Source organism: Leclercia sp. UBA5958, from assembly GCF_002430365.1.
In the GTDB taxonomy this organism is placed as follows: Bacteria; Pseudomonadota; Gammaproteobacteria; order Enterobacterales; family Enterobacteriaceae; genus Enterobacter; species Enterobacter pneumoniae.
Genome location: NZ_DJCE01000012.1, coordinates 301,293 through 327,516 on the forward strand (window position 1 = coordinate 301,293; position 26,224 = coordinate 327,516).

At 57.3% G+C, this 26,224-nt stretch carries 22 protein-coding genes; 5 read left to right on the top strand and 17 right to left on the bottom strand.

Going from position 1 to position 26,224, the window contains the following annotated elements; genetic code table 11:
* Positions 1 to 11: 11 nt before the first annotated feature.
* The 13 genes from B2Q93_RS19750 to B2Q93_RS19810 all read right to left on the bottom strand — a co-directional run bounded on the left by B2Q93_RS19750 (position 12) and on the right by B2Q93_RS19810 (position 17,216).
* Positions 12 to 491, bottom strand: coding sequence for a hypothetical protein (locus B2Q93_RS19750; RefSeq protein WP_212478279.1), 480 nt, complete (start codon positions 489 to 491; stop codon positions 12 to 14).
* Between the two features lie 53 nt (positions 492 to 544).
* On the bottom strand, positions 545 to 1,027 hold the full coding sequence (locus B2Q93_RS19755; protein WP_207292908.1) for a hypothetical protein: 483 nt from the start codon (positions 1,025 to 1,027) through the stop codon (positions 545 to 547).
* Positions 1,028 to 1,037: 10 nt separating this feature from the next.
* The gene (locus B2Q93_RS19760; RefSeq protein WP_207292909.1) at positions 1,038 to 1,739 is read right to left on the bottom strand and encodes a hypothetical protein; all 702 of its coding nucleotides are present in this window, start codon (positions 1,737 to 1,739) and stop codon (positions 1,038 to 1,040) included.
* A gap of 23 nt (positions 1,740 to 1,762) precedes the next feature.
* Positions 1,763 to 3,298: an SUMF1/EgtB/PvdO family nonheme iron enzyme gene (locus B2Q93_RS19765; protein ID WP_286934169.1), complete on the bottom strand. Its 1,536-nt coding sequence runs from the start codon at positions 3,296 to 3,298 to the stop codon at positions 1,763 to 1,765.
* Positions 3,288 to 4,469, bottom strand: a complete 1,182-nt coding sequence (locus B2Q93_RS19770; RefSeq protein ID WP_349679671.1) for an ABC transporter permease — start codon at positions 4,467 to 4,469, stop codon at positions 3,288 to 3,290. Before B2Q93_RS19770 ends, B2Q93_RS19765 begins: the two co-directional genes overlap by 11 nt.
* A gap of 31 nt (positions 4,470 to 4,500) precedes the next feature.
* Positions 4,501 to 5,187, bottom strand: a complete 687-nt coding sequence (locus B2Q93_RS19775; RefSeq protein WP_286934172.1) for an ABC transporter ATP-binding protein — start codon at positions 5,185 to 5,187, stop codon at positions 4,501 to 4,503.
* A complete protein-coding gene (locus tag B2Q93_RS19780) occupies positions 5,187 to 7,142 on the bottom strand; it encodes a vWA domain-containing protein (RefSeq protein ID WP_286934175.1) in 1,956 nt (651 codons plus the stop codon). The genes B2Q93_RS19775 and B2Q93_RS19780 overlap by 1 nt, the downstream gene beginning before the upstream one ends.
* Positions 7,143 to 7,151: 9 nt before the next feature.
* The gene (locus B2Q93_RS19785; protein ID WP_286934178.1) at positions 7,152 to 8,111 is read right to left on the bottom strand and encodes a hypothetical protein; all 960 of its coding nucleotides are present in this window, start codon (positions 8,109 to 8,111) and stop codon (positions 7,152 to 7,154) included.
* 6 nt (positions 8,112 to 8,117) lie between these two features.
* Positions 8,118 to 10,769: a putative virulence factor gene (locus tag B2Q93_RS19790; protein ID WP_286934181.1), complete on the bottom strand. Its 2,652-nt coding sequence runs from the start codon at positions 10,767 to 10,769 to the stop codon at positions 8,118 to 8,120.
* Complete coding sequence (locus B2Q93_RS19795) at positions 10,769 to 13,771, bottom strand: virulence factor SrfB (RefSeq protein ID WP_286934184.1); 3,003 nt, start codon at positions 13,769 to 13,771, stop codon at positions 10,769 to 10,771. The genes B2Q93_RS19790 and B2Q93_RS19795 overlap by 1 nt, the downstream gene beginning before the upstream one ends.
* Complete coding sequence (locus B2Q93_RS19800; RefSeq protein ID WP_286934421.1) at positions 13,772 to 15,184, bottom strand: SrfA family protein; 1,413 nt, start codon at positions 15,182 to 15,184, stop codon at positions 13,772 to 13,774.
* A gap of 264 nt (positions 15,185 to 15,448) precedes the next feature.
* On the bottom strand, positions 15,449 to 16,666 hold the full coding sequence (locus tag B2Q93_RS19805; RefSeq protein WP_286934187.1) for a VWA domain-containing protein: 1,218 nt from the start codon (positions 16,664 to 16,666) through the stop codon (positions 15,449 to 15,451).
* Between the two features lie 253 nt (positions 16,667 to 16,919).
* Positions 16,920 to 17,216 (bottom strand): SH3 domain-containing protein, encoded by a 297-nt coding sequence (locus tag B2Q93_RS19810; RefSeq protein ID WP_212478274.1) that lies wholly within the window; start codon positions 17,214 to 17,216, stop codon positions 16,920 to 16,922.
* Between the two features lie 201 nt (positions 17,217 to 17,417).
* On the opposite strand from B2Q93_RS19810, the gene B2Q93_RS19815 reads away from it, so the two are divergent.
* A complete protein-coding gene (locus B2Q93_RS19815; RefSeq protein WP_286934190.1) occupies positions 17,418 to 18,539 on the top strand; it encodes a cupin domain-containing protein in 1,122 nt (373 codons plus the stop codon).
* Positions 18,540 to 18,588: 49 nt separating this feature from the next.
* On the opposite strand, the gene B2Q93_RS19820 is transcribed toward B2Q93_RS19815, so the two are convergent.
* A complete protein-coding gene (locus B2Q93_RS19820; RefSeq protein WP_040077342.1) occupies positions 18,589 to 18,774 on the bottom strand; it encodes a 6,7-dimethyl-8-ribityllumazine synthase subunit in 186 nt (61 codons plus the stop codon).
* Positions 18,775 to 18,967: 193 nt separating this feature from the next.
* On the opposite strand from B2Q93_RS19820, the gene B2Q93_RS19825 reads away from it, so the two are divergent.
* The 3 genes from B2Q93_RS19825 (at position 18,968) to foxA (ending at position 22,560) form a co-directional block, all read left to right on the top strand.
* Entirely contained in the window at positions 18,968 to 19,201 is a 234-nt protein-coding gene (locus B2Q93_RS19825; protein WP_040077340.1) for a DUF2171 domain-containing protein, read from the top strand.
* A 148-nt stretch (positions 19,202 to 19,349) separates the two neighbouring features.
* Positions 19,350 to 20,330, top strand: a complete 981-nt coding sequence (locus B2Q93_RS19830) for a helix-turn-helix domain-containing protein (protein ID WP_286783783.1) — start codon at positions 19,350 to 19,352, stop codon at positions 20,328 to 20,330.
* 121 nt (positions 20,331 to 20,451) lie between these two features.
* Entirely contained in the window at positions 20,452 to 22,560 is a 2,109-nt protein-coding gene (foxA, locus tag B2Q93_RS19835) for a ferrioxamine B receptor FoxA (RefSeq protein ID WP_154298916.1), read from the top strand.
* Between the two features lie 37 nt (positions 22,561 to 22,597).
* Here foxA and B2Q93_RS19840 read toward each other — a convergent pair whose 3' ends face one another.
* Complete coding sequence (locus B2Q93_RS19840) at positions 22,598 to 24,013, bottom strand: PLP-dependent aminotransferase family protein (RefSeq protein WP_286934197.1); 1,416 nt, start codon at positions 24,011 to 24,013, stop codon at positions 22,598 to 22,600.
* Between the two features lie 177 nt (positions 24,014 to 24,190).
* Between B2Q93_RS19840 and B2Q93_RS19845 the strand changes: the two genes are divergently transcribed.
* The gene (locus B2Q93_RS19845) at positions 24,191 to 24,382 is read left to right on the top strand and encodes a DUF1127 domain-containing protein (protein WP_040077337.1); all 192 of its coding nucleotides are present in this window, start codon (positions 24,191 to 24,193) and stop codon (positions 24,380 to 24,382) included.
* 24 nt (positions 24,383 to 24,406) lie between these two features.
* Here the strand turns inward: B2Q93_RS19845 and B2Q93_RS19850 are convergent, their stop codons facing one another.
* Positions 24,407 to 24,661, bottom strand: a complete 255-nt coding sequence (locus B2Q93_RS19850; protein ID WP_040078604.1) for a DUF4282 domain-containing protein — start codon at positions 24,659 to 24,661, stop codon at positions 24,407 to 24,409.
* A gap of 103 nt (positions 24,662 to 24,764) precedes the next feature.
* Entirely contained in the window at positions 24,765 to 26,156 is a 1,392-nt protein-coding gene (locus B2Q93_RS19855) for a PLP-dependent aminotransferase family protein (protein WP_286934201.1), read from the bottom strand.
* Between the last annotated feature and the right edge of the window lie 68 nt (positions 26,157 to 26,224).

The window sequence follows — 26,224 nt, forward strand, 5'->3', positions numbered from 1 at the left end:
AACCTCTCCCGTCATTCGTCGGCAAAGCCGTAGGTACCGTCGTCGCCCGTGTCCGTTTCCTGCACCAGGTTTTCACCCCGGTAGGTCTGGGTTATGAAGCCGCCGTTGGTACAGGCTTTTCGCATCAACAGCCTGGCGTTTTTATAGACCTTCAGGCCGGTGAATTCCCAGCCTTTGCCCATGCCGCTGTACACCACGTAGCTGTAAACGCCGTTAATGAAACGGTAGTAGAAGGCGCCCCCGCCTGAGAACGGGATCTGTCCTGCGCGAACCTGGGTTTTATCGCCTTCGATTTTTGGGAGTGTCATTTCGACTTTTTCAATCGACCCATAATAGTAGGTGGGCACGTCATTATTAAGGCGCACGACAACCCCTTTGCCGTTGGATAAGTCACAGTTGAACAGCAGCTCCGGGTCGGGCGGCGCCGCAACGGCAGAGTTCATCAGCGTCGCCGTAGCCAGCAGGGAGAGGGCAATCAATTTTGTTTTCATGGCGTTGTCCTGGAAAGGAGAAAACCTGCCGGGTGATACCCGGCAGGGGCGCATTACTGGGTTGCCAGCATGGCTTGCAGATCGGTCAGCTGACCCTGCAGTTTTTGCAGCTCCATCTGTTTTTGCATTTCAGAGTCACTCGGACGGTTTTGCGCCGCTTTGATGCTTTTTTCCAGGTCGGCGACCTGCTTCTGCGCATCCGCACGACCGGCGGTTTTGCTTTTCAGCTGCGCCACCAGATTATTCAGCGAGCGTTGTAACGCCTGTTGAGACTGACGTTTGCTGGCAACGCTGGCGTTGCTCTGCGCTTTCTCTTTCTCAATGGCTTCGTTAACCGCTTTGAATTCCGCATTCAATACCTGTTCGTGCGCCAGCGTGCTCTGTTTCGCATCCACGCGCTTATCCCAGGTGCCGGAATAGTTGCAGTTGAATTTGGTGATGATACTGACATCGCCCGTGGTCGGGTCACAGTCACGCGCGTTGGTCGCACAGCCACTTAGTAGCAGCGCGCCTACGGCCAGCAGTAGATAACGCATCACTCTCTCCTTAACCCACTTTCAGCGCGGTACGCTGGGTATACAGACTGTCCAGCTCACCCTGCAGAGAGCCGATCTTGTCGCGCATCAGCGCAATTTTGCTGTCCAGGTTTTCGGTGTCGCTGCCGGATTTACTCATGCTCGCAGAGACGTCTTTCCACTGTTTCTCATGCTTTTTCATATCCGTGATGGTGTTCCGCAGGTAGGCGATATTGGCATCCACCCCTTTGATTTTTTTCTGCACTTCGTCTTTTTTCACGGATTTAGCGGCCATCTCTTTTTCGATGCTGGCCAGCGTCTGCTTGTCGGAAGCGATAACCGATTTCGCTACGTTCGTGGCGCTCTGGATACGGGCATTTTCGCTTTCCACATCTTTGATCGCCGCGTCTAACTGCAGCTCTTTCGAGGCATACTTTTTACGCTGATTGTCCAGATAGGCGTTGGCACCCATCCCCACGCCGCAGCCTGCTACCGCCGCCGCCGCCATACACACAGCTTTGTTACTGGAGTTACTGACGGCACACGCCAGCGCACCCAGCGCCGCGCCGCCGGCGCAAGCCTGCCAGCCAGATTTGTTAAAGAACTCCACATCCTGGTTGTTGGCGAGACGTGGATCGACGCCGCCACCGCTGCTGCCTGTGCTCTGACAACCCGCCAGTACCACCAGAAGTCCGGCAACCATTGCTGTGCGTAACGCTTTAAAAGTGATCATTAACTGCTATCTCCTTGTCAGAATTATTTATTTTTTTTACATGCCATCAACCACGCATCACGCGCGACTTTGCCATCTTTCCAGTAGCCCTGAAGGTTCTGCCAGTAGGTGTCCAGGTAGCCATTCAGGTTTGTTTTTCCGCGTGCAGCCATCTGCTGTTGGACCACAGTGATTTGCGGGTCAATGAGCGATTTGTTGTAGGTCGTGCCCATATCGACCAGCGTGTCAGCGTAATAACTGGAGATGAAATCCAGCGCTTTTTGGTGCTGGCCAAGCTGTTCCTGCCGGCGTGAGCAGTTAGCGTCCAGTTGGCTATCTGCGGCGCAGGTTTTGCTGTAGAGCTGATTCAGACGATCAAGAAACTCCCCATCATCTTTCATCTTGGTGCAGAGGAACGCGCCCAGCTGCAGCGAGGTGCGAATAGCCTGGTCGCGCTGTTCATCGCGCAGCTGACCGTTGGCGCGCAGTTCGGCACGCAGCTTCTCCAGCTCCTTTTTCAGCCCGTCATCCTGCACTTTGGCAGAGAGGGCGTTCAGGTTTTGCAGTGAATCCGGTGCCTTACCTTTTGCATCTGTTTTTTGCTCGCTGCCCAGCGCCTGCCACTCTTTCTCAATCTCTTTCACGCGATCGCGGGAGGTGAGGGTGGTCGAGACCATTACCAGGCGCACGCCGGTGGTTTTACTGACGTTCTCGCCGCTTTCGCTGTAATAAGGCTCTTCACCGCGTAGAGCGCTGCGGATATCCCCCTGGGTCGTGACGTAGCTACCGCCGCGCACCACATAGCCGCCCGCCTTACCATGCAGGCGATCCAGCTTGTTCAGGCGGAAGGGTTCAAACATCATCTCCGCAACGTTACCGAGGATGTCATGCAGGCCGAGCGGGTTGGGTTTTAACAGGCCCGTCAGCTGCAATTTGCCGTTGGCCGACTGCGCTCCCGCATACCAGACGTAGCCATTCAGCCCCTCCGGCATCGGGAAATGCACATCGCGAAATTCTGAGGGTGAGACCGCCAGCCCGCCACGGGCTGCAAATTCCCACTCGGTTTCGGTTGGCAGGCGCAGGAAGCCCGGCTGGCCATCGTCTTTTGGCAGCGCGGCGAGTTTCTCTTTCCGCAGCCAGAGGTTGTATTGATTGGCGAAGGCCATTGCGTCCATCCAGCCAATGTTCACTTTTGGCAGGCGGCCTTTCATGTCGGCCTTTGGGCACTCCCCTGAGAGGGCGCGGAACTGAAGGTCGCTCAGTTCATACTTTGCCATCAGGTAATAACGGCCTTTGTTCTTCTGGTCCGGGAAGCTGCCGGCAATATGCTCCTGGCGCGCTTGCTCTACGTAACCCCACTCATCGCCCTCCTGACCGAGGGTGATGTTGTAATCTTCCAGGGGCTTGTTCTGCGGAATGGCGACCTTGCGGAAAGCCATCGCACCATCGCACGGCATGGGCAGTATCACATCGTCTGCCAGCGGCTTCGGGTTCCAGAATTTTTCATCCCAGGTGGCCTGCACGGCGCAGGAGTAACCCAGGCCCATCAGCGTCAGGCCCAGTGCCAGTTTAAATTTCACGTAAACTCTCCGCAGGTTCAATCTTCAGGGCGCGTATGGCCCCGATAGCGGCAACGCTGAGTGCAACGACCAGCACGCACAGTAGCGCTGCCAAAAAATGAAGGGGTTCGAGGTGGCAGACAAACGCCCGATCGGGTAACGATGCGCCAAGCACCCGGTTAAACAGCGCGCTGCCCAGCAGGTAGAACACCAGCCCGGCACCGAAAGCTACGCCCGTCAGGCACAGGGCCTGAATCACAATGAACAGTGTTACCGCGCGTCGACGGAAACCGAGCAGCCGCAGCACCGCCATGTCTTTACGTTTGCGATCGATGTTGGCAATAAAGGCGCCGATCAACGAGGCGATGCAGCCGGTCGCTGAGATCCAGGCGATCACCCCAAAGATGACGCCCAGCACGCGATCGATGGCACGTACGGCTTCGATCTGTGCCGACTGGGTGACCGCTTCAATGTGTTGTGCTTCCAGCCAGCGAGCCAGCGCGGAGACATCATCCAGTGAGCGGGCGTAAACGCGGGCACGCGAGAAGCGCGTGCGCTCTCTGGGCGGCTTGCCTGCGCTTACTTGCAACAGCGGTACCTGGTAGCCGTCGCGGTAATCCTCCAGCGCGACCAACAGCGGCAGGGTGATAAAGGCGCCAGCCCGGGCAAAGCGGGCGTCATCCAGTATGCCGCTAACCGTCAGGGCGAAGGCGGCACGCTGGTTTTGACCGTCAATTTTACGGCTGACCATCAGGCGAAATGTCTCTCCAGGCTTCAGGTCGAGCCGACGAGCGGCGCTGGCGCTGAGCACCACCTCACGATCCTGACGCGGTACGGCAACGCCCGCCAGCAGCGGATCTCCGGCGCCGGTGGGGATCACCTCGGCGCCGGCCACAAAGTGCTGCCCATCGCGCACCAGATCCGCCTGGGTATTCAGCGATCGGGTCAGTGGGATCGAAAAGCCCACTTCCGGGCGTTCAGCCAGCCGTTCCAGCCAGCTAAAATCGTAATTACCGTTGCCGGTGATCCGCACCTCCCGGGTACGAGGATCCTCCAGAAGCTGGTGGCGTAGCTGGCTGACGATGCCATTTTTCAGCCCAAAAAGCAGAAGCAGCGGGGCAATCACGGCGATAAGCGAAAAGATGATGCACAGGGCAACTTTACGATCGTGGATCAGATCGCGGAACGCCATGCGCCATAGCAGCCCACGTTCAGGCGGCCGGTCAAGCGGGCAGGAAGACACTTTTCCCCTCCTCAATGCTGGCGGTATAGCGTTTAAGGCCATAGTGATCCACGCGTTGCCAGTCGTGACTGACGACGATCGCCGTCATCTCCAGGCTGTGCACCATTTCGACGATCAGCGCAAACAGACGGCTGGCGTTATCGGGATCCAGCGCGGCGGTCGGTTCATCTGCCAACAACAAACGCGGCTGGTGGGCGATGGCGCGAATAAATGCCACGCGCTGGCGCTCACCGATAGAGAGCCGGGAAGGCAGGCTCTTTAGCAGGTGACGCACGCCAAGGGTGTCGATGGCTGTCTCCAGCCAGGGGGAGTGGGTGGCCATGCCCGCCAGCCGTCGCGCCAGAGTGATGTTCTCCATCACCGGTAGCCACGGCAGCAGCCCGCCATGTTGCAGCATAAACCCCAGTTCGTGGGCACGAATGGCAGCCAGCGTGGGCTCGTCCTCGGCCAGCAACGGGGCAGCAATATCTCGCTCACCCAACTGATAAACCCCAAGGGAGCCCGGACGCAAAATTGCGCCGGTCATCTCCAGCAGCGTGCTTTTACCACAGCCGCTTGGACCAGTGAGCGCCGCCACTTCACCGGGCCGGAGCGTTAGCGCCGGCAGCGAGACGTAGAAGCCCTGCGGCCCGCCCCGGCGGATGTCCATATCACGAATGTGAAGCATCAGGGCAGGTTCTCCAGCGGAACCGGATAGACGTTATCGCGCGGGTCGCTGTCGGGTGCCAGGGCAACCCAGCGATCGGCATCTTCGTTATAGCGCTGGTAGTAGTTGAGCTTGGTATTCAGGCGGCGGATAAAGCGCTCCTGTTCCAGTCCATCCCAGCTCTTCCAGGTCTCTTCATCCAGGCTAAGTACTTCACTCAGATACGGCAGGCTTTCGATGTATTCGCCCAGCAGGCCCATTTCACCAAGGCGGGTCGCATTTTTGCCTTTTGCCTGGTTAGGATCGTTGCCCATGGTGGCGGCCAGCGATCGCAGGCTGGCGAACATATCGTCCGGGGAGATCATCCCTTCGTTGGCGGCGTTGACGATCTTCTTCATCACGTCGCTCAGATCGCTCAGCTCGCTTTTGGTCAGCAGGACGCGCACTTCGGTCGCGGGGATATTCTGATTTACCAGATCGCGATCGCTGATCCAGGATTTGAATACCGGCGGGGCCTGCGTCCCCTGTTTTTCGCCCAGATAAGCCAGACGCATCGCTTTACTCAGCTTCTCGGCATCGCTTAGCAACGGATCGTCTTTCTTGCCCGCGTATTCCGGGCTGGCACCCAGGGCGCTGCCTGCCGTCTCTTCACCACTCCAGGCCGTTTTGATCTGGCCGGCGATGGCGCTGGAAAGACTATCCACAATGGTGCCAAAGCTATTCACGTCGCCGGAATCGATCGGGTAATAGAGCGGCTTATGCAGGAACGGATTGAGGGTCAACTCCTGATACTGGGCCGCGGCGGAAGCGTGGTTTTTCTTACCGCCCGGTGTTTTCAGGTGCAGGGTATAAAGCGCCACCCCGCGGTATGCTGCCTCTTGGCGTACCTGCTCCGCACCCAGGTGGGTGGAGGAGAGGCTGTCGGTACCGTCGAGCGCACCCGCATCGGTGATTAACACCACATAGCGTGCGCCGAACTGCGTCCAGTCCACTTTATCCAGCGCGGTCATCACGCCGCCGTAGGCGTCTTCATCAACTTTGCTGCTGGAGACCGTGGCCTGCTTTAGGTCATGCACTTTGGCGAGGAAATCTTTGCCATCTTTTACCGTGTTCGGATCGACATACATTTTGGCGTCGTATTCCAGACCCGGCACCGCTTTTACGCTGGAGCGGTAGGCAACCAGGCCAAATTTCACTTTGTCCTGAAGTTTCTCTTTTTCGATCTGTTTGTAGATCTTGTCGATCGCCTCTTTGGTGCGATCAATGTACGGCCCCATTGAGATAGTCGAGTCGATTACGAAGACCACAGATGCCGAGAAGCCCTTCATCATGTTCTTCTCATCGGTCGCTTTAGCCGGCGCGGCGGTGCTCGCTTTCTCAGTGACCGAGGCCACGTTCAGCACCCGCACCTGGAAACCGGTATCGGTAAAGACATCATCGGAACCAAGCACCGGCAGCAGGTAGAAGTTTTTCAGCTGATCGACCATGTAGTCGGGTTCACGAGCCAGCACCTGCGGCACCGGCTTATGCTGATTCAGACTGGCGACCATCGGCTCCAGCGCTGCCGCGGGTTTAGGGTTGTTCAGCAGCGACTCCACGTCGCTTTTCTCTTTGAAGAACAGCATCGGGTGGCGCCCGGCGGGGTTGGTAAAGGCCAGCGTGAGCTGGACTTTCCAGTCGACGGTGCAGGCGGCTTTCATCCAGCCAGAAACATGGCCGAAGCTGTCTGGCCCAACCTGCAGCCACTCGTCCTGGCCCTGCTTTTCACGTTGATAGACATAAAAGCGGCTGAACGCGGGCTGCTCTTTGCCTGCTTCGCCCGCTTTAGCAGCCAACTGGCAGCCCGGATAAGTAAGCACGCGCTGGAACAGGGTGTGTTTCCCTTCCTGCAGCAGCGGCTGCGTGTCGGCGCCCCAGGCGGGCAGACTTAACGCCGCCGCGCACAGCAGGCCGCTGAACCCATGACTTTTTCTCATTATTTCGTCCTATTTTTTCAGCTCAGCTAAACGGGCTTTCGCTTCGGCGTTTTGCGGATCCTGATTCACCACCGCTTCGTACCAGTAGCTGGCCGTTTGCGGGTCGGGGCTGAAGCACCCGTCCGCCTGGGCGGATTTCGGGTCATACTCCTGGGCGTAGCGCATCGCCATCTGCGTATCGCCAGACTGCGCTTTATAGGCATACAGGCGTTGGGCGATATCGCAGCGTTTGTCGGCTTTGGCTTTGGTAATCACATCCAGCAGTTGGGCGCTGCTTGGCTGGCTACGCAGGCAGCCTTTTACGAACTCCATGTCATTGCCACTGCTCATCTGCTCATCCCCACAGGGACCGCTGATTTTCGCTACCGGGGCGGCGGCAGGTGCGGAGGCGTCGGCAGTTGCAGGTTTATGCATAAACCACCATCCGGCAGCAGCGGCGGCCAGCAGCAGGGCAACCACGGCGAGGATAATGGCGATCGGCGCTTTCCGTTTTGCCGGGGCCGCGGGCGGTGCGTCGACTACCGGTTCTGGCGCCGGCGCTGGCGGCTCGATCGCCGGCTCGGGCTGAACCGGTGGGGCAACGTCCAGGGTTTGGCTATTCTCTGCCAGCGGATTTTCTCCCCCTGCCTGCGAGCTCAGCAAACCGTCTGTGATAGCCAGGATACCCATATCCCGGGTACTGCTGTCTTTAATGGCGATACGATACGCCGCCTGGCGGTTAGCCAGCAGTGGGTCAATAAACGACGGACCGACCTGCACGGCAGGAACGTCGTCCATCACGCTCAGTGCAGGCAGGCCTAGGAACATTTCGCTGCTTACCCATCCGCCGCGGCTGTCGAGATACAGGCTGTCCTGGTTGCGCAGGATGGAGATCTCAACGCCCTCAGTGCCCCCTTTCCAGCCTTTAAGGAGCAGAGTGGCGTAGCCAGGGTTGACGGGCTCTAAGGGTTTTAGTTCGGGTTTGATCACGTCCGGTTACTCCTGTGAACGCTGAATAAGGTGAAGAATGGCTCCCAGCTTTTCGTTCTGCGCCACGCTGATTTCACGGCCGGCGGAATGTCCGGCATTCTCGGTGATGAGTGCTTCCAGACCGATCAGCCAGTCGAGGATGAAATAGCCGCTGTAGTTCAGCTGCTGCGGCGTGAGGCTGACCAGCCGCTCGTCATCCTTCCACACTACGCTGTCGCACTGGGCAGGGCGGGTGAAGATAGGCTGATCGGGCTGGTTCTGGCGGGTCGGGCGCTTCTTCTCCGGCACGCTTTGATAGCCGAGCCAGGTCATAAAGTCGCTCATCACGTGCAGCACGCGAGAGACCTGGCGATCCACCATCCGATCGCGACGCACGCCGTCCTGCTCGGTGTTCTGCATCACGCTAACCAGCGCGTCTTCGGCACGCAGGCGCAGCAAACCGGTGATCAGTTCATCCACCAGCTCCTCGGCGGTGGCGCGCGGCAGGCCGATATAATTGAGCATCGCCGGGGTTTCCGGCAGGCCGCGCAGGTGGTTGATCCAGTGCTGCACGCTCTGACGGGCAAAGGCAACTTCGTGGCTATGGGTCTTAATGCCCGAGATGCCGTCATCAAGGCCATCTCCAAGACCGATATCAAAGATATCTGCCTCTTCCTGGACTTCAGGCAGGGTGACCTGCTGCATGTACAGCGCATGGAGTGAGCGGCGAGTCGGCACCAGCCGTGCCAGCAGTTCACCGTGCATGCCGTTGCGTTTTTTCACCGCCGCCACAATCTCCTGCGCGATGCGGGCTTTCTTCGCTACCTCTTCTTCACCATCGGGCTGATACCAGTTGCCCAGACCGCCTTCCACCAGATCGTGACGGCTCTCTTCGAGCTGCTCGGCAATGCGTTCAAGCTTGTTCTCCGGACGCGCAACCTGGCTCAGGTAGTTCGCCATTCGGCTCATCCCACCGTCGTTGAGGTTGAGCATCGCGTCCCAGGCCTCGGCCGGCGAGGCGATGTAGCGATTTACGGCCTCGTCTTCGAGGAAGGTTTTACGCATCAGCGTCAACTGATCGGCATTCTCTTCGCTGAAGGCGACTTCGCTACCGCCGCTCACCCGGATAAACGGCGTTTGCATGCCCGGTTTACGCACCAGGAAGGTGTTGTTGAAGGTTTCACCCTTCTTCCACTCGGACATCCAGCTGTATTTGCCGAATTTCTCCAGCATCGCCATTTTGATCATTCCGCCCTGTCCCCAGTACTGACGAAGCAACGCTTCTTCGTGAGACAGTGCGCTGGTGATGCGGTTATCGAACATGGTTAAAGCCCAGACCAGCCCCGGTAAGCGGCGGCTGCGCACATCGGCATCGGCGCCCTGGGTGCGGCAGATCCACTCGTCCAGCGCATCGCCGACGTCCTTCACGTCAGACTGCTTGGCGGAGGCGGTACAGAGCACCAGAACGTTCATCTCCTGGTTTTCGGTATAACGCTCAAAGAGGTAGGCCACTTTACCGCGCAGGATCAGCTCAGCCAGACGGCTACCGCCTTCGCTCTCTGCCGACTGGGCACCGAAGGCATCGATCGACATACGGCCGCGATAACCCGGGAAATCAAGCAGATCCACGTGATCAAACAGCGGTTCGGTAGTCGGTGCGGAGAGTGGAACGTGCAACTCGGCCGTGAGCACTGTCAGTTCGGCCAGCGAGATGGCGACAGGCGAGGCCAGTTGGCCTTCCTGCACCGGGCAGACTTCAATGCGTTGGTCGTTCGGCTGATTAAGGTGTTCCAGCATATCGACATTCATGATGCTGTTTTTCTGGATCAGCAGGCCGTTCTCTTCTACCACCAGCGTGCTTAGCGGCGCGCGTACTTCCTGTACGCCACCCAGACGTTGCAGCGTCTGAGCAAAATGGCCATACGCCTGAGTTAGTTCGGGCACCTCTCCCCAGAGCACCGAGAAGAGTTGCGCGCGATCGTCAGTGGTCAGCCACGGCGCAAGATTCACCGCCTGTGGCCAGTAATGCAGGGCGAAGCGGCTTTGGGTTTTTCCAGCATGGCGGATGAGGTAGTCCCAGAAGGAGACGACGTCATCTTCTGTAACGCCCGGAACCCGCGTTGGGCGACGACGTTTTTCCAGCGTTGCCAGCAGGTCACGGATCCGTCCTTCGTCATACTCCCAGTCGAACTTCTCCTGGTTGAAGTCATGCACAAAGGCGTTGGCGAGGATTTTCGCCATCTCCACTTCGCTAAAGAGCTGCAGTTTGACCGGCCAGTTTTTATCGTCTTCGTGTTTCAGACGACTAAAGCGTGTCACCAGACCGGTTGCCTCTTTTCCGCCGCCTGGCGGGTTAATATGGGTCAGAAAGTCGAGCTGATGTCCGCCGAGCTGGGTGCCCAGCTTGCCATTCTCACCTGCGGCAAGCGCCGAAATCAGGTATGACTTGCCCGCCTGCGACAGGCCAAAGAAGCCGATAGTCATCGGTCGCGCCGCCGCCTGCGCCAGTCGGCGCGCTTTGTTGCGACTGCGGCGCAAATTTAGCGTCAGTCGGTCGGCTTCGGTGTTCAGACGCGGTGCGTCATGGCGGACGGAAGCAATCCAGTCGATAGCCTGACTGGCGCCTTGCTCAACGCCCTGCCAGCCCTGAACGATCTTTGCAGAATTAAGGGTACTCATTAGCTTTTGATACTCCCGCTATCCAGCCAGTAGTGCGTCTCGCTGAGACCGTTACCGACCATTGTGTTCAACTGGAATGCCACGTCTTTGCGGTTATAGTTGCGACGGGCATTTTCCATCTCGAGGGATTCAATACGGAATTTCTCCGGACTGACCGCCTCGACGCCGTTGCGTGGGCGACCCTGCTCGGCGGTGAGTTCGATACGCATCATGGCGTCGCCTGCCAGCTCGCTGGCGAGGTTAGGGTTGGTAATTTTCAGCGTATAGAGCGCAGACGCCGGCCAGCGCTCGTTATCAAGCTGACGGAAACCAATACGCACTTCGCCGCGCGCTTCAAAACCTTGCCCCTGCGGCAGCTGGAACTCCGGCGCATCCAGGTCGATATCCCGATAAAAGACGTTGCTGTCCTTGATCAGGTTGTTACCGTCCAGCATGCCGAGATAACGAATGGTGGAGTACGGCACAAAGTTGGCGGTGCGGAAGAAGAAGTTGCTCAGGCGAGAGTTCTCGGCCAGCAGATACAACATCGCCCCCACGGACGCGGTGGATTTCGGATCGTCGATGCAGCCTTTCTTGTTGAAGGGATACCAGCCGCCGGTTTCATAGCCATGCAGCGGCAGAACGCGCGATGGCGGCACCGGCTGGAGCTGGCGAATCAGTGCCTGAATTCCCGGCAGGCGTGACGGTCGGCCCGTCAACAGCAGCACGTCGCAGTTGTAGTGCCAGAGCACTTCGCACAGGGCGCGCAGGCTGTGGCAGATATTCATGCGGCCACTGCGTGGGTTGATGAATTCGTTGTGCAGGCTGGCCAGATCGATCTCCAGTGCCACGTCCAGAATGGAGAATGGCGCTTCGCTGGAGAGCTGGCCCAGGCGTACCACATCATTCACGTAATCCTGCACTTTCAGCGTTGGCGTGTTCTCTGTCAGCAGATCGCGGAAGGTGTAATTAAGCAGCTCACGGCCGTTTTCCGGCGAGTACTCTTCGTAGCGATGCAGGATTGCCAACGCCAGCGGGGCAAAGATCTGCAGCGTCAGTTGCTGGCGCAGGACCTGCTTGCCGGCCTCGATGGATTCGCTGCCAAAGAGTTGCGACATCATCGACTCTGCCGACAGATCGCTATGGCCTACCTTCATCATCGCGGCTTTTACCGCAGGCTGCAGGTACAGGCGAATGACATCCAGCAGGATATCGTCCCCCGCGACCTTAAAGCCTTCGCGGAAGAGCTGCTTCGGCGTGATACGCACGTTGATCCCTTCACCGTCATCCAGCATATAACGGGAAATCACCAGGTCGGTGGTGCCGCCGCCAATGTCGATGGAGGCCACCTTCAGGCTACGGGCTTCGTTGGCGGCCTGTTGGTTATCCGGGCGACGGGTCGCGGCAAAGAACTCGTCGGTTCGGCCGCCGAAGTAGGTCTGGGTTTCGTTGTAGAGGTAAACCAGCTGTCCGCAGGTGGCTTCGTCCCATTTCACATGCACGCCTGGGCGCGGATGTTTTAGCTGCGCGGTCTCTTCACTTTCGTCATCCATCTCTTCCCAGCCCAGCGCTTTCCACACCAGGCGGATGGCGTCCAGCATGCACTGTTCAAAGATGGCTCGCTCAGGTTTTGGCATCGCCGGTGGCACGGTCATGATGACATTTCGCAAGCGACGTGGGGTGCTGGCGTGGTTCATCTTCAGACGCTGCGCCGGGCTGTTTATCTGCATTAGCGCCTGGCTCAGCACTTCGGAGAGCATCATGGTCATGAGCGAGCTGCGGCTGTAAACCGGGGAGAAGACCGGCATCCGTTCATCTTCTGGCAGGCGAATCAACAGCTTGCCCTGATCGTTGAGCATGTACAGCAACGGCGCTGCGGTTGCGAGCGGCTCACGATCGGATTTCACAAAGGCCTGGCTAAAGCGCCAGCCGGGAGAATAGGGCTGATCGTCCCAAAGATAGCGTTTTGGACTGGAGATCCCGGTTGAGCCCTCTGTCCCCAGGCGCTGCGCCGCCATGCGGAAGGCTTCGTCCCCGACGCGGCCAATGGTCGGCCATGTGAAGGCGTCGCTGCGCCCGCTTTTTAGCGAGAAGTCCTGCTTACCGAACTCGGCCTGGGCGAACTCCAGACGGCTGTCGAAGGGTTCGTTATAGACATTTTGCGGATGGCTCAGGTCACGAAGTTGCAGCTGATAGAGCTGAGATAGCCCTTTATTGTCATCCCGATGTTCTTCTATCAGGATGCCGCAGCTGCGGGAGTTGCCGATGTCCAGCACCAAATCCACCGGAATGGCTGAGTCGCGGATCTTCACGTCGTTGACCTGCACTTCCGGGATAGCGACAGTGGCACTCAGGATATTCAGCAGATTGAGATAGTGCGCCTGATGCTCTTTCTGCAGCAGTTTTTCATCAATGTCTTCCGCGTGCTGGCGCAGCACATCGCGCGCCTGGGTACTGAACACCTCACGCAGCCACTCATCTATCCAGGGGAGCGTCAGGAAATCGCCCATCTCATGGGGATGCAGTGCCAGGGCAAAACCGGCCCCGGTGCGCACATCATCTTCGCTCGGTGCCAGGTACTGGGTGTTCTCACGATCCGGGAAAATTTTAGTATCGAAGATCAGGATGGCGCGCCAGGTGTTGCCCTTCTCGTCGGGCTCTGCCAGCTCGTGGAACTGGACCCGCGCCCAGTTGGTTGGTCCGTGTGCAAAGGCACGTGGCGGATTGAAGCGGAAGAAGGGCAGCGGTAGCCATAACCCCTGGTAGAGCCGCAGCGACTCTTCTGTCGTCAGGGAGTAATCCGATTCGGCAAAACGCGGCGCGGCGTTATCTGCCGCCGGGATTTGAAGCTTATCTTCACGTTCGTTATAGACCAGGCGCAAAATGGCGCCATCGCCATTCTGGCGCAGAAATTCACCGTACTCTTTACGGGCAGGAAGCGTAAAAGCGAAGTCCAGGAACTGGATGCCGCTGTCACGAATAAGTTTGACCTGTTTTTTAAAATCAGTAAGTTCAGCGAGCATTTACTTACTTGCCTCCTGCTTCATCGAAATAGGGAAAAGGGTGTTGGCGTCGTAACGGCCCTTACAATCCGCAATGTTCTGCGCACCAGGCGCACACTGGACTTCGGGCATTTGATATACCGATCCATCGGAGCACTGCGCTTCACCCTGGTTGTTGATGGCCAGATTGCCGGACTGGATGGCCGCGTTGACTGCACCGCGACAGGTCACCCCATCGCCGCGCACCATCTGTACTTCGCCCTGACCATCTTTGATCTGGTAATTCAGGCTCAGCGGCTTACCGGTGCGCTGGTCCTGAATGCCAGCACCGGCGTGCCAGCGGCCGTTTAAGAAGTCGGTACTCCCCTGTGCCAGTGCCCCGGTTGGAATGGTCAGCGGCGCATTGACACCCGGCTGGCCATCTCCTGATGGAACCTCCGGCGGGGTAACGCCCGCAGCGGCGTCCGGGGTAGGTGGCGCGGGTGGCTCACCTGCGTTATCAGGTGCGGCGGGATTTACGGGCGGCGCGTTTTCTGTGGGGGCGCCATCGGGCAGAGCCGGTGCCGTCGGTGTTTCACCGTTAACCGGCGCCTCGCCGTGAGTTGGCGTCTTCATCGCCGGGAGTGAAGCATCTGGCAGACCCGTGCCATTGCCGTTCAGGCTCAGGCCGCTCCCCTGCGAGCTGGTGGTTCCGTGTAGGCCGGTCTTTACGGTTGACGTGTTCAGATGGGCATCCGGCAGGCCAGGCAGCGTGGCGGAAAAACCAGGGATATGCACGCCCGGAACACAGCTACGTAGCAGCAACAGGATCAGCAACGCCAGAAGCAGCAAAGGAAGCAACCAGCGTAGCCACGCAGGTAACGTCCACCACCACCGACGCGTTACGCGACGCTCGGTAACCGGCTCCGTTACCAGAGGCGCCGACGCCGCAACCGGGGCGGTAGCGGTAGGGGGTAATGGAACCGGTGGGCGCAGGCAGTCGAGCGGGTCGATACGTGACTGATGACGGGCATTAACGAAACCCCAAAAGCTGATGACAGGTTTGCCGCCCACTAGCCAGACCTGATTCTGGTCGGGAAACTGCATTGCTTTTTCAAGCAGTTGGCCGAACAGGCGTTGTTCCGGATTGGCATGCTGGCTGTATTCAGCGCTGAGCTGGCGTAAGACAGCGTGGCTCTGCTCCAGTTGGCCGAGGGCAGCCTGACGCTCGCTCTCGGTGGCGGCAGACCAGGGGATCACATCTCCGGCGGCAGGGGCGTACCAGTCGATACGATCGCCGTGCTCGTTAACCTGCGGAATTGCCAGCGTATCGGCAACGGCGCTCTGTTTTCTCAGGCGCAGCGTCTCGCGCAGTTGCAGCGCAGAAATATGTACTGCCTGACCGTTCTCACCCATTGACTGGTATTTATCGAGCCTGTCACTGCACAGGAACATCTCTTTCACGTTGGCATACCCTTGCTGGTAATTATTCGGGTTAACTCTGCTTTTATTGGTACGTACGGCATTCTCGGCGATAACAAATCGTCAGCGACCGTAATCACATTTGAAGGTATAAATTGAGCAGAAAAATTATCGGCAGGTGACAGAAAACGTTTAGCCATAAATTAAATTTTTGGCGGCGGTTACGGTCAAATGCGCGAAAAACATTTTTGATTCCACGCCGAAACGCTGCTGGCATTCATTAATGTTTTTGATGAATTAATCGCAGCCCTCCGGGATATATTCTTTTATTGCCTGGCTCATCTTTTCATTAAATTCGTGGGTATTATTGACGGCATAAACAGCACCGCCAGTATTGCTGGCAATACAGTTTCCGGCACCGGTATTCATAATATCGACCACGTTTACCTGCAAACGGGGCTTCTTCAGCTTGAGCTGACGCGCGACCTCACAGGGATCGCCGCCGCAGGTCTCTTCCCCATCAGTTATCAGTACAATAATGGCATCGCGATCTACGCCATCAACCAACTTGCCGGCCTTTTCCAGCGCTTCGGCCAGTGCGGTTTTGCCCACCGGCTGAATCTTATCAATAGCCTGTTTCAACACATTACGCTGGGCAAAAGGTAAGGCCGGAGAAACGAATACTTGCTGGCAGGTTGCTGCCGAGACCAGGCTAATATCCATATCTTTGGGCACTTCATCGATCACCTGTTTTGCCGAGCGGTGTGCAAGGCTAATACGGCGTGGCTCACGCTCAATATTCTTCACCGGCTTATCCTGCATCAGGCGGCGTAGTTCATCCGGTGTGGCATCCATACTGATAGCCATTGAGCCTGAAGCATCAAAAATTAGCACCATTTCAGGGGCTTGCTGCTTGGTCCTCTCTGCCGGGCAGATCTGTTTTACCGGCAGCGGAGCGGGGGCAGCAGGAGCGGGCGGTTTAGCCGCAGGCACGCAACCGCGCAGTAAAAATAACGCCAACAGCGCTAACAGCAATAACACTAACAGCAGTAACCACAGCCCGCGGCGACCCTTATTGACCACCGGAGCCGCTGGCATAACGGGAGCGGTGGGACTTTCGCTCCAGGCCGTAATCACCGGCTGGCCATCAATCACCCAGACGCCGCGTTCATCGGGCTGACGAGCGGCAAGAGAGAGGACCTGCATAACGTCGGCAGGCGCCGCGTTAGCCGCCGCAAGCCGGTGATAAAGCTGCTCTATCACCACCAGCTTTTGCTGCAGCAATGCCTGCGCTTTCTCTTTTTCTGCTACGGGAAGGGCGGTGAGTGATACAGGTTGACCATTAATATCGCTGTACCATTCAATTGCCCCATCTGAGGCCTGATGCGGACGTGCAAAAAGATTTTTGTAGCCAGACGGGAGATGCTGTTCGACCAGAGAAATTAACGCGGGGTAGAGGTTGATATAACTTTGCCCAGAGGCGCTATGCTTAACCGTCCTTGTTATTCTGATCATGGAAATCGCTGCGCCATCTGCACTAAATCACAGATTAAAATTATACAGATGAAAAGATAATTCTTAATTCTAATTATGATTGCTGCGATAAATAACTACTAATATTTATAGGCATTGGGGATCATTTTATTAGAAATAAAATTTACATGTGTTTTGCAACCCCTAAATTATAAGGGGGTGGGGCGACCTTTAATTTGGCTTTAGGTCTAAACCAGGAGGTCTGTCGCCCATCATGCGTTCTCCTTTAAGCGTGCTAGCGCACCTCAAACACCACCGCCATCCACTTCACTTTCGTGCTTTCCGGGAAATCCGGACAGGGATCGAGCCGCGTACAGGCGCCCGTCCAGACAAAGATATTCTCGTCGATACGGTACCAGTGGGGGTTCCCTTCAACTGCATCGCCCACGACCGCAGCGCACACGTCGATACGGCTGCCAGCGGGGAGGTCCAGGGCCACCGGCGCATAGACGGAGGGGGTGCCCAGACGGGCATACACTGGCATGGTGGTTTTCACACTACCTGTTACGGCGACTTCAGTGACATCACTCATCTCAGACCTCCTGACAACGTAAGCATCTTTAAACGATATAAGCCGTGGTAAACGGGGGCGATAACCATAAAGCGTGAAGCTGTCAGGATGTGTCATGTAAAAGGCTGACACAGATTTTCGTGCGTCATTGACCCACGACAAGGCAGCCAGCCGCCACCTCTTCCTATAATCAGGCCCGTTTGTCTATCACTGGTGCGACGCATGGCTTACCAACTCAACCTGAACTGGCCGGAATTTTTAGAAAAATACTGGCAGAAACAACCCGTCGTTCTGAAGAACGCTTTCCCCCACTTTATCGACCCGATTACCCCGGATGAACTGGCCGGGCTGGCCATGGAGCCGGAGGTAGACAGCCGTCTGGTGAGCCATAAAGAGGGAAAATGGTCTGCCAGTAATGGCCCCTTTGAACACTTTGATGGCTTAGGTGAAACCGGCTGGTCGCTGCTGGCGCAGGCGGTTAACCACTGGCATCTGCCTGCCGCCGAGCTGGTGCAACCGTTTCGCGTGTTGCCGGACTGGCGTCTGGACGACCTGATGATCTCCTTCTCGGTGCCGGGCGGCGGCGTGGGCCCCCACATCGATCAGTACGACGTGTTCATCATCCAGGGGATGGGCAGCCGCCGCTGGCGCGTGGGCGACAAACTGCCGATGCGCCAGTTCTGTCGGCATCCGGCGCTGCTGCATGTCGATCCTTTCGAGCCGATCATTGATGAAGAACTGGCCCCGGGCGATATCCTCTATATTCCGCCGGGCTTCCCGCACGACGGCTTTACCCACGAAACGGCGCTGAACTACTCGGTAGGCTTCCGGGGGCCGAATGGTCGGGATCTGATCAGCAGCTTTGCCGATTACGCCCTGGAGAACGATCTGGGCGGGGAGCACTACAGCGATCCGGATCTGACCTGCCGCGAGCACCCGGGCCGGGTTGAAGCCTATGAGCTGGAACGCCTGCGCCAGATGATGATCGAGATGATTAGCCGGCCGGATGATTTTACCCAGTGGTTTGGCAGCTTCATCTCCACGCCGCGCCATGAACTGGACATTGCCGCCGCAGAGCCGCCTTACACCCCGGAAGAGGTGCTGGATGCGCTGCAGGGGGGCGAGACCCTCACCCGTCTCAGCGGGTTGCGCGTACTGAATATCGCCGACCGTTTCTTTATTAACAGTGAACAGCTGGACACCGTCGATGCTAAAGACGCTGATGTCCTGTGCCGCTATACCGGGTTCGGCAAAAAAGAGCTGGGAGAGGCACTGGATAACCCGGCCTTTATCGCCGAGCTGACCGGGTTGATTAACCAGGGTTACTGGTACTTCGACGAGTAACCCCACCGGGCGTTTGACACCGGCGGCGCAAGCTGCGCCGCCGCTCAGGTTACACAAGGATATGACACGCCTTCCAGTAACTCAGGAGGCGATCGTCATCGTTCTCCTGCTCCGCTTTTCTCCGCATGGCTCGCGCCAGGTTAGCCCGGGAGATCTCCTGGTTTTTTTGTACGACATCGATTACCGCTTCGCCAAGCGCCAGGGATATTTCGGTACGATTTTGCTCAATTACCATATATGTCTCCATGTCGTGTGCGAGTAATTAATTATGCGACATAATCACCTGCCTAAAATATTTATCAGGGAATTCTTATCTTGCTGAGGCGGAATATTGTTTCGAGATGCTAATGGCGCTGTTAATACCGTTTTTATGGTCTACAGTTATTAGCGTGACACAACCCGCATAAACATGATGAGGAGAATTCAGAATGGTAAATAAGAGCGAAATCAAGGATCATGCACAGGTTGTCGCCAGCTGTGGTACCCACGTAGGCGTTGTGGACCATCTCGACGGCGAGCGTATTAAACTGGCAAAAAGCGACCCGGAATCCGGTGGTAAACACCATTACATTCCGCTGGAGTGGGTAGCAAAAGTGGATGATAATAAAGTCGTCCTGACCCAGGATCATAAAGCGGTCTTTGCCGGCTGGCAAGAAGCTTAATTAATACCTCGCACGCCAGTGTGATATTTTAGCCCCGGTTTAATCCCGGGGCTTAATATATTTTATAAGCTGTTAAAAACGGCCTGCATTGCCGTTACGTTGAAGGAGTGATACTGTTTTACTTTATTATCTTCCTTCAGGCGCAGGTATGTCGAAAACAACGCTCAAGAGCCCAGGCCCGGTAGGGGGAAAAACATTTTCCGTTGCCGACTTTAACGTCTTTGGCGAGCGCTATGGCATTGACTACCACTTCCCCCTTCTGACCGACGTCAGCGCCAGCGCCAGCCCTGTCCTGCATGGAAACGTGGAAGAGATGGTCTTGCCGTCCGGTATCTCTCTTACCCACTCTGATGTGCGCGTACTGCAACCTTATGAAACCACCTCCCGCCACAGCAGCCCGCTGTATGTCCTGGTGGTGCTGGAAGGGTGCGTGACCCTGCGTCTCAACGATGAGATTTTTAGCCTGAGCCCCGGCATGGCCTTTAGTGCCACGCTCAGTGAACAGCAGGTGATGACGGCCCGCCACGACGCTGATATTACGCTCAAAACGCTCTCTTTTGGTGTCTATCCCCATGAAGCCCTGCGCGAGAGCTTGCTGGCTTCGCTGCTGGAACAGTGGGCGCGGCTGAGCGTACCGGCCTTCGTCTGGCAGGTGCCCGAGTTCGTCCTGACCGGTATCCAGCATGCTCAGCAGCGTGAACGCAGTTCCCTGTCTCGTCATCTGCTGCTGGAGGGGGTGATGTATCAACTGCTGGGCCATGGCCTGCACCTGCGGGAACAGCAGGGAAGGGTGGGCCAGGCCCCAACGCACGGGGAGCAGGCCCGACTGGAGCAAGTCCGCCGACGCATTGAACAGGCGCCCGAACAGGAATATACCCTCGCAGCCCTGGCTAACCAGGCGGCAATGAGCCCCAGCAGCCTGCGTAGCAAATTCCGCCAGACCTATGGCTGCACGGTGTTCGACTACCTGCGCGACTGCCGCCTGGCGCTGGCGCGTCGCTATCTGCTGGAAGGGCATAGCGTGCAGCAGGCGGCGTGGATGTCCGGCTATCAGCACGCCACCAATTTCGCCACCGCTTTCCGCCGTCGTTACGGCATCTGCCCCGGCAGTGTGCGCAGCGGCTGTTAATCCGCTTTTCTCCCAATCGCAAACGCTTTACGTGCGTTTTGTCATTGCGCATACATAACCTGGCAGCGCGCATAGCTGTTTGCGAGATGAAAAAGGTAATAATTCTTATTAACAATTAGAAATGCCTTTGGAGATTTTCATGTTCGCTAAATCGCGCTTAGCCCTGCTGGTGGGATGCGTTACCGGCAGCGTTGCTTTCCCTTTACTTGCTCAGGAGACGCCGAAAAACGATACCGTGGTGGTCACCTCGCAAATGCAGAGCGGCGCTACCAAACTGGAGACCCCGGATATCGAAACCCCGCAGGCGGTATCCATTGTCACCCGCGAACAGTTTGAAGAGCAGGGAGCCACCAGCGTCCGTCAGGCGGTGAGCTATACGCCGGGGGTGTACAGCAACCAGATTGGCGCCTCTAACCGCTTCGACTACATCGTGCTGCGTGGTTTCTCCGACGGCAGTCTGGATAACGTCTATCTCGACGGGCTGAAGATGATGGGCGATACCAACTCCCACAGCTCGCTGGTGGTCGACCCCTGGTTCCTTGAAAATATCGAAGTGGTGCGCGGCCCGGCATCGGTGCTGTATGGTCGTTCATCGCCGGGCGGGATTGTCGCCCTCACTTCACGCAAACCCTCCTTCGATACAGGTGGGGAGGTGAAACTCTTCGCCGGAAACAATAACCAGCGCGGGGCGATGTTCGACGTCACCGGTCCCCTGGACGACAACGACCGCGTGGCGGCGCGCCTGAGCGGTATGACCCGCTACGCCGACTCCCAGTTCGATCCGCTGAAAGAGGAGCGTTACGCGCTGATGCCGTCCGTGACCTGGCGGATCACCGATAACACCCGTCTGGATCTGATGGCCTATCTCCACCGCGACCCGGAAGGGGGCAGCCACTCCGGCCTGCCTTATGACGGAACCGTGGTGCCGCACGCCGGCCAGCGCATCTCAAACACCTTCTTCGAGGGTGAAGACGACTACGACAAGTACGACCGCCGCGAGAACATGGTGGGCTACAACGTTGAACATCTGTTTGATAACGGCTGGACAGTGCGCCAGAAGCTGCGTTATCTGCACACCAAAGTGAAGCTGAATCAGGTCTATGCCTCAGGCTGGCTGAACGATACCGAGCTGAACCGCGGCTACTCCGGCTCCGATGAGAAGATGAACGCCATCACCCTGGATAACCAGGTTGACGGCAGCTTCGATACCTGGGCGCTGAACCACCGCGTATTGATTGGTCTCGACTATCAGGATCGCAGCAACAATACCACCGGCTACTATGGCAGCTTCCCGCCAATCGACGCCTTTAATCCGGTGTATGGCGCGGGCCCGATTGACATCTCCATGTATAGCCAGGAGAAGCATAAGCTGCGTCAGACCGGCTACTACCTGCAGGATCAGATTGCCCTCGATCGCTGGCGCCTGACCCTGGGGGGCCGTTACGACCAGGTGAGCGTGTCGAATATCGATAAGCTGAACAACACCCGCAGCAACCTGGATAAGAACAACTTCAGCAGCCGCGCGGCGTTGCTGTACCTGTTTGATAACGGTGTTGCGCCGTACATTAGCTATTCCACCGCCTTCACCCCGACCAGCTTTGCCGACGAGAACGGCAACGTGCTGGATCCGATGAAGGGCAAGCAGTGGGAAGCGGGTGTGAAGGTGGAGCCGGAGGGGATGAACAGCCAGTTCAGCGCCTCGGTATTCCGCATCAATCAGAAAAATATCGCCACCAAAGAGGAGCCGACCGATCCGTACCGCTCCATCGGCGAGATCGAATCTGAAGGGGTGGAACTGGAAGCGGTAGGGCAGATCACCGACAACCTGCGCCTGCAGGCGGCTTATACCTACACCGATATTCGCTACAAGAAGAGCAGCCCGGAAGAGGAGGGCAAACGCGCGGTCTACGCTCCACGCAATATGGCCAGCACCTGGCTGAGCTATGACGTGAAAAGCGGCCCGCTGGATGGCCTGACCCTCGGCTCTGGCGTGCGCTATGTGAATGGCGTCACCAGCGACCGTCTGAACACCCATACCTTACCCTCGTATACGCTGGTGGATATGGCGGTGGGCTACGACTTCTCGAAGCTGGGGTTAAAAGGCTTTAGCGCGCAGCTAAACGTCAATAACCTGACGGATGAAGACTACGTGGCGGCCTGTAACTCGCTCTCTTATTGCTACTTTGGCGCCGAGCGAAGCATTGTGGGCAGCGTCTCCTGGAAGTTTTAACCGCCTGACGCACCGATCTGAGCCCCAGGGATGGGGCTTACTCCTCCATCGCCATATTCACCGCCTCACCCATCTGCTCGACCGCCATACGATGTTTCTCGTTCGGCGGCAGGGCGCAATTGATGCGCAGGCAGTTACGGTACTTACCCGACGCCGAAAAGAGCGACCCTGCCGCAATCTGGATATTAAACCGGCTAAGCTCGCGGGCGACGCAGACCATATCCACGTGTTCTGGCAGCTCTACCCACAGCATATAGCTCCCCTTTGGCCGGGTGACGCAGATCCCGCACGGGAAAAATTGCCGCACCCAGCAGGTGTAGGTCTCGATGTTTAGTTGATAAATCTGGCGCATCCGGCGCACGTGGCGATGGTAGTACCCCTCGCGGATAAAGGCGGCCAGCGCCAGCTGGCTTGAGGGGACATTGGTGCCGCTCGCGGCATATTTCATGTGCATCACCCGATCGTAATAGCGACCGGGGGCAATCCAGCCCACGCGCAAGCCTGGCGCCACGGTTTTGGTAAAGGAGTTGCACAGCAGCACCCGGCCATCGATGTCGAGAGAGTGAATCGAGCTGGGGCGCGGGTACTCGTATGCCAGCTCGCCGTAGATATCATCCTCAAAAATAACAATATCGTGGCGCTGGGCCAGCGCCAGCAGCTGGCGTTTACGGGCCTCCGGCATGATAAAACCGAGCGGATTGTTGCAGTTGGGCACCACAATCACCCCTTTGATCGGCCACTGCTCCAGGGCCAGCTCCAGCGCTTCAACGCTGATCCCGGTCCCGGGATCGGTGGGGATCTCGATGGCTTTGATACCGAGTCCCCGCAGCATCTGCATCGTGCCGTAGAACGAGGGAGATTCAAGGGCCACGATATCGCCAGGCTTGCAGATCGTCAGCAGCGCCAGGGAGAGCGCGCTATGGCATCCGCTGGTGATGATCAGATCGTCGGCGGTCACGACCGATCCGGCATCCAGCATCAGCCGTGCGATCTGCTCGCGCAGTTCCCGGCGCCCCGGTAGCTCGTCGTAGCTGAGGATCTCGTTGACGTTGTGCTGAACGACCCGGCTAAGCTCTTTCCACAGAGGTTTGAGGGTTGGCTGGCTTAGATCCGGCTGCCCGCCGCCAAACGCCGTGATACCTGTTTTGGTGCGCCCTTCCATCAGGGTCAGTATCTCATCCCAGTGGGTCACCTCTACCGGGCGCTGCACCGGACGAGACATGGCCGGAACCGGGGGCTGCGCTTTACGGTGGGCAACAAAATAGCCTGAGCGCGGCTGGGGGGTAATCAACTGCAGATTTTCCAGGATCTGGTAGGCCTGCTGCACGGTGCTGATACTGACGCCATGCTCCTGGCTCAGCGCACGCACCGAGGGCAGGCGCTCGCCGCTGCGATACAGCCCTTGTTCAATGCGTTCTGCCAGCAGGTTGGCCAGGTGTTGATAGCGCGTCATAGCTGTATCCTTTGTTATCACCATACAGAATTCAATAGCAGTACAGATCGGGGCAAAAAATGCCATTCAGATCCTGTTTTAACGGATCTGTATGTTAAAAAAAAGTTATTTTTGAATCTGTATTGCCGGGTGTGAAATCCGTGATGATAACGGCTCTGACAACCTGAGGAGCGCAATATGGAATTCTATGAAAATCGGGCCAAAAGACCGTTCTACCTGTTCATCTGGATGGGAAAGTTGCTCGTCCGTTGGTATCGCATTAACCAGACGCGGCGCATTCTGAACCGGCTGAGTGATGAACATCTGCGGGATATTGGTCTGTCGCGGGCGGATTTGGGACGTTATGGGCAGGATGGCCGGATGAAGTGACATCTCATCCGGCGGGTCACAGCATTACTCGGCGGTAGGTTTACCGGTATTTTCAGCAATGCGGCGCAGGTATTCGTTATTTTTGAACGCGACCATAATCAGTTCAAACGTGACGCGGCAGCCGATCAGGCTAAACAGCATGCCGAAAAAGCCGGCAATCAGGCTGCCGGTGAACATGGAGTAGAGCCCGCCGATCAGGATGAACAGCATGACGATCCAGTAGAAGAAGACCAGTACGCGCGGTGTGAGCAGGTAGTCAAATCCCAGAAGTTGTTTCATTTTTAATCCTTGATAATGTTTATTTTGCGCGCTGATTATAAAGTCCTTCGCCGTGATGTACAGGCCTGATATCCCCTTAAAATGGTGCGAAATCAGGGGGTTGCTATTTTAAAAGTTCGAGTGTTTGCGCCCTGGGCCGCGAAATTAACGCCACCGCCTCGTCCCAGGAGCGCACGTTGTTATAGCCCATGACCAGTCCGTAGCGCTTGCCCGAGCCGCGATACCACTCCGACAACGCATTCACCTGCAGCTGCTGCTCTTGCCAGCAGCGGGCGATCTCGCGGTCGTTATTGCCTGCGGTGAGGAACGCCACGATGTGCATCCCGCCGTCGTTTTGCTCGGTGAAAAAGCGATCGCCATACACCTCCTGCAACGCCGCGATCATCCAGTCGCGCCGCTGTTGATACAGGGCGCGCATCTTTTTCAGATGGCGAAAGAAATGGCCGTCATTAATAAATGCGGTGAGGATCTTCTGCGTCAGCACCGGCTGACCGCTGGCGACAATATCCGCGCAGTCGGTAAAGGCAGGTACCGTACTGGTGGGCATCACCACGTAACCGAGACGCAGCGAAGGCATCACCGTTTTGCTGAACGTGCCCATAAAGATCACCCGATCGTGTCGATCAAGGCTCTTCAGTGAGGGCAGCACCTTGCGGGTATAGTGAAACTCGCCGTCGTAGTCATCTTCGATGATCCAGGCATCGTTTCGGGTCGCCCAGTCGAGTAACTGCTGCTTGCGCGGCAGCGACAGCGTGACCGCCAGCGGGCTCTGATGCGAGGGGGTGACGATAGCAAAGCGGGCATCCGCATGATGGCGCAGCAGATAATCGGTATCTATACCCGCGCGATCCACCGGCACGGTATGCAGGTTTGGCACAATACGCTTTAGTAGCTGTTGGCCCATAAAATAGCCCGGATCCTCAAACAGCACCTTATCGCTACGGCTGGCAAGCGTGTCGAGGATCAGACGCAGGCTGCCGCTGTAGCCGCTGGTGATCAGCACCTGTTCGGCGCTGCAGGAGAGTCCCCGGGAGATATTCAGATAGCTGGCAATCGCCTGGCGCAGCGGATACCAGCCCATCACCGGCGGATTCAGCATCTCTTCCTGGCGCATTGCACGGGTCGCCTGTCCTGCCAGCAGCAACCACTTTTTATAGGGAAAACTGTCCAGCGACGGGATACCCGGGCGTAAAAAACCGGCCCGTTCGCGCTGGGCAATAAGCGAGGCCGGCAGCGTGCCGGTTACGGCCTCTGACGACGGGGAGGGGCTGGCGGGCAGGATCAGATCCGGATTCACCCGCGTACCGCGTGCCCCCTGGCTTACCAGATACCCTTCGCCGCTTAAAATGGCGTAGGCGGTTTCAACGGTTTTACGCGCCACCTTCAGCTCTGCCGCCAGTACGCGGATAGCCGGAACTTTATCGCCAGGTTTCAGGATACCGCGCGTAATATTGTCCCGGTAGCGGGTATAAATCTGCTGATATCCCGGCTTCATGTCCTACCTCTTTTAACGGTTTTTGTATCTTTTGACTATGTCATAAACGGCGTACATTTGCCTCATCG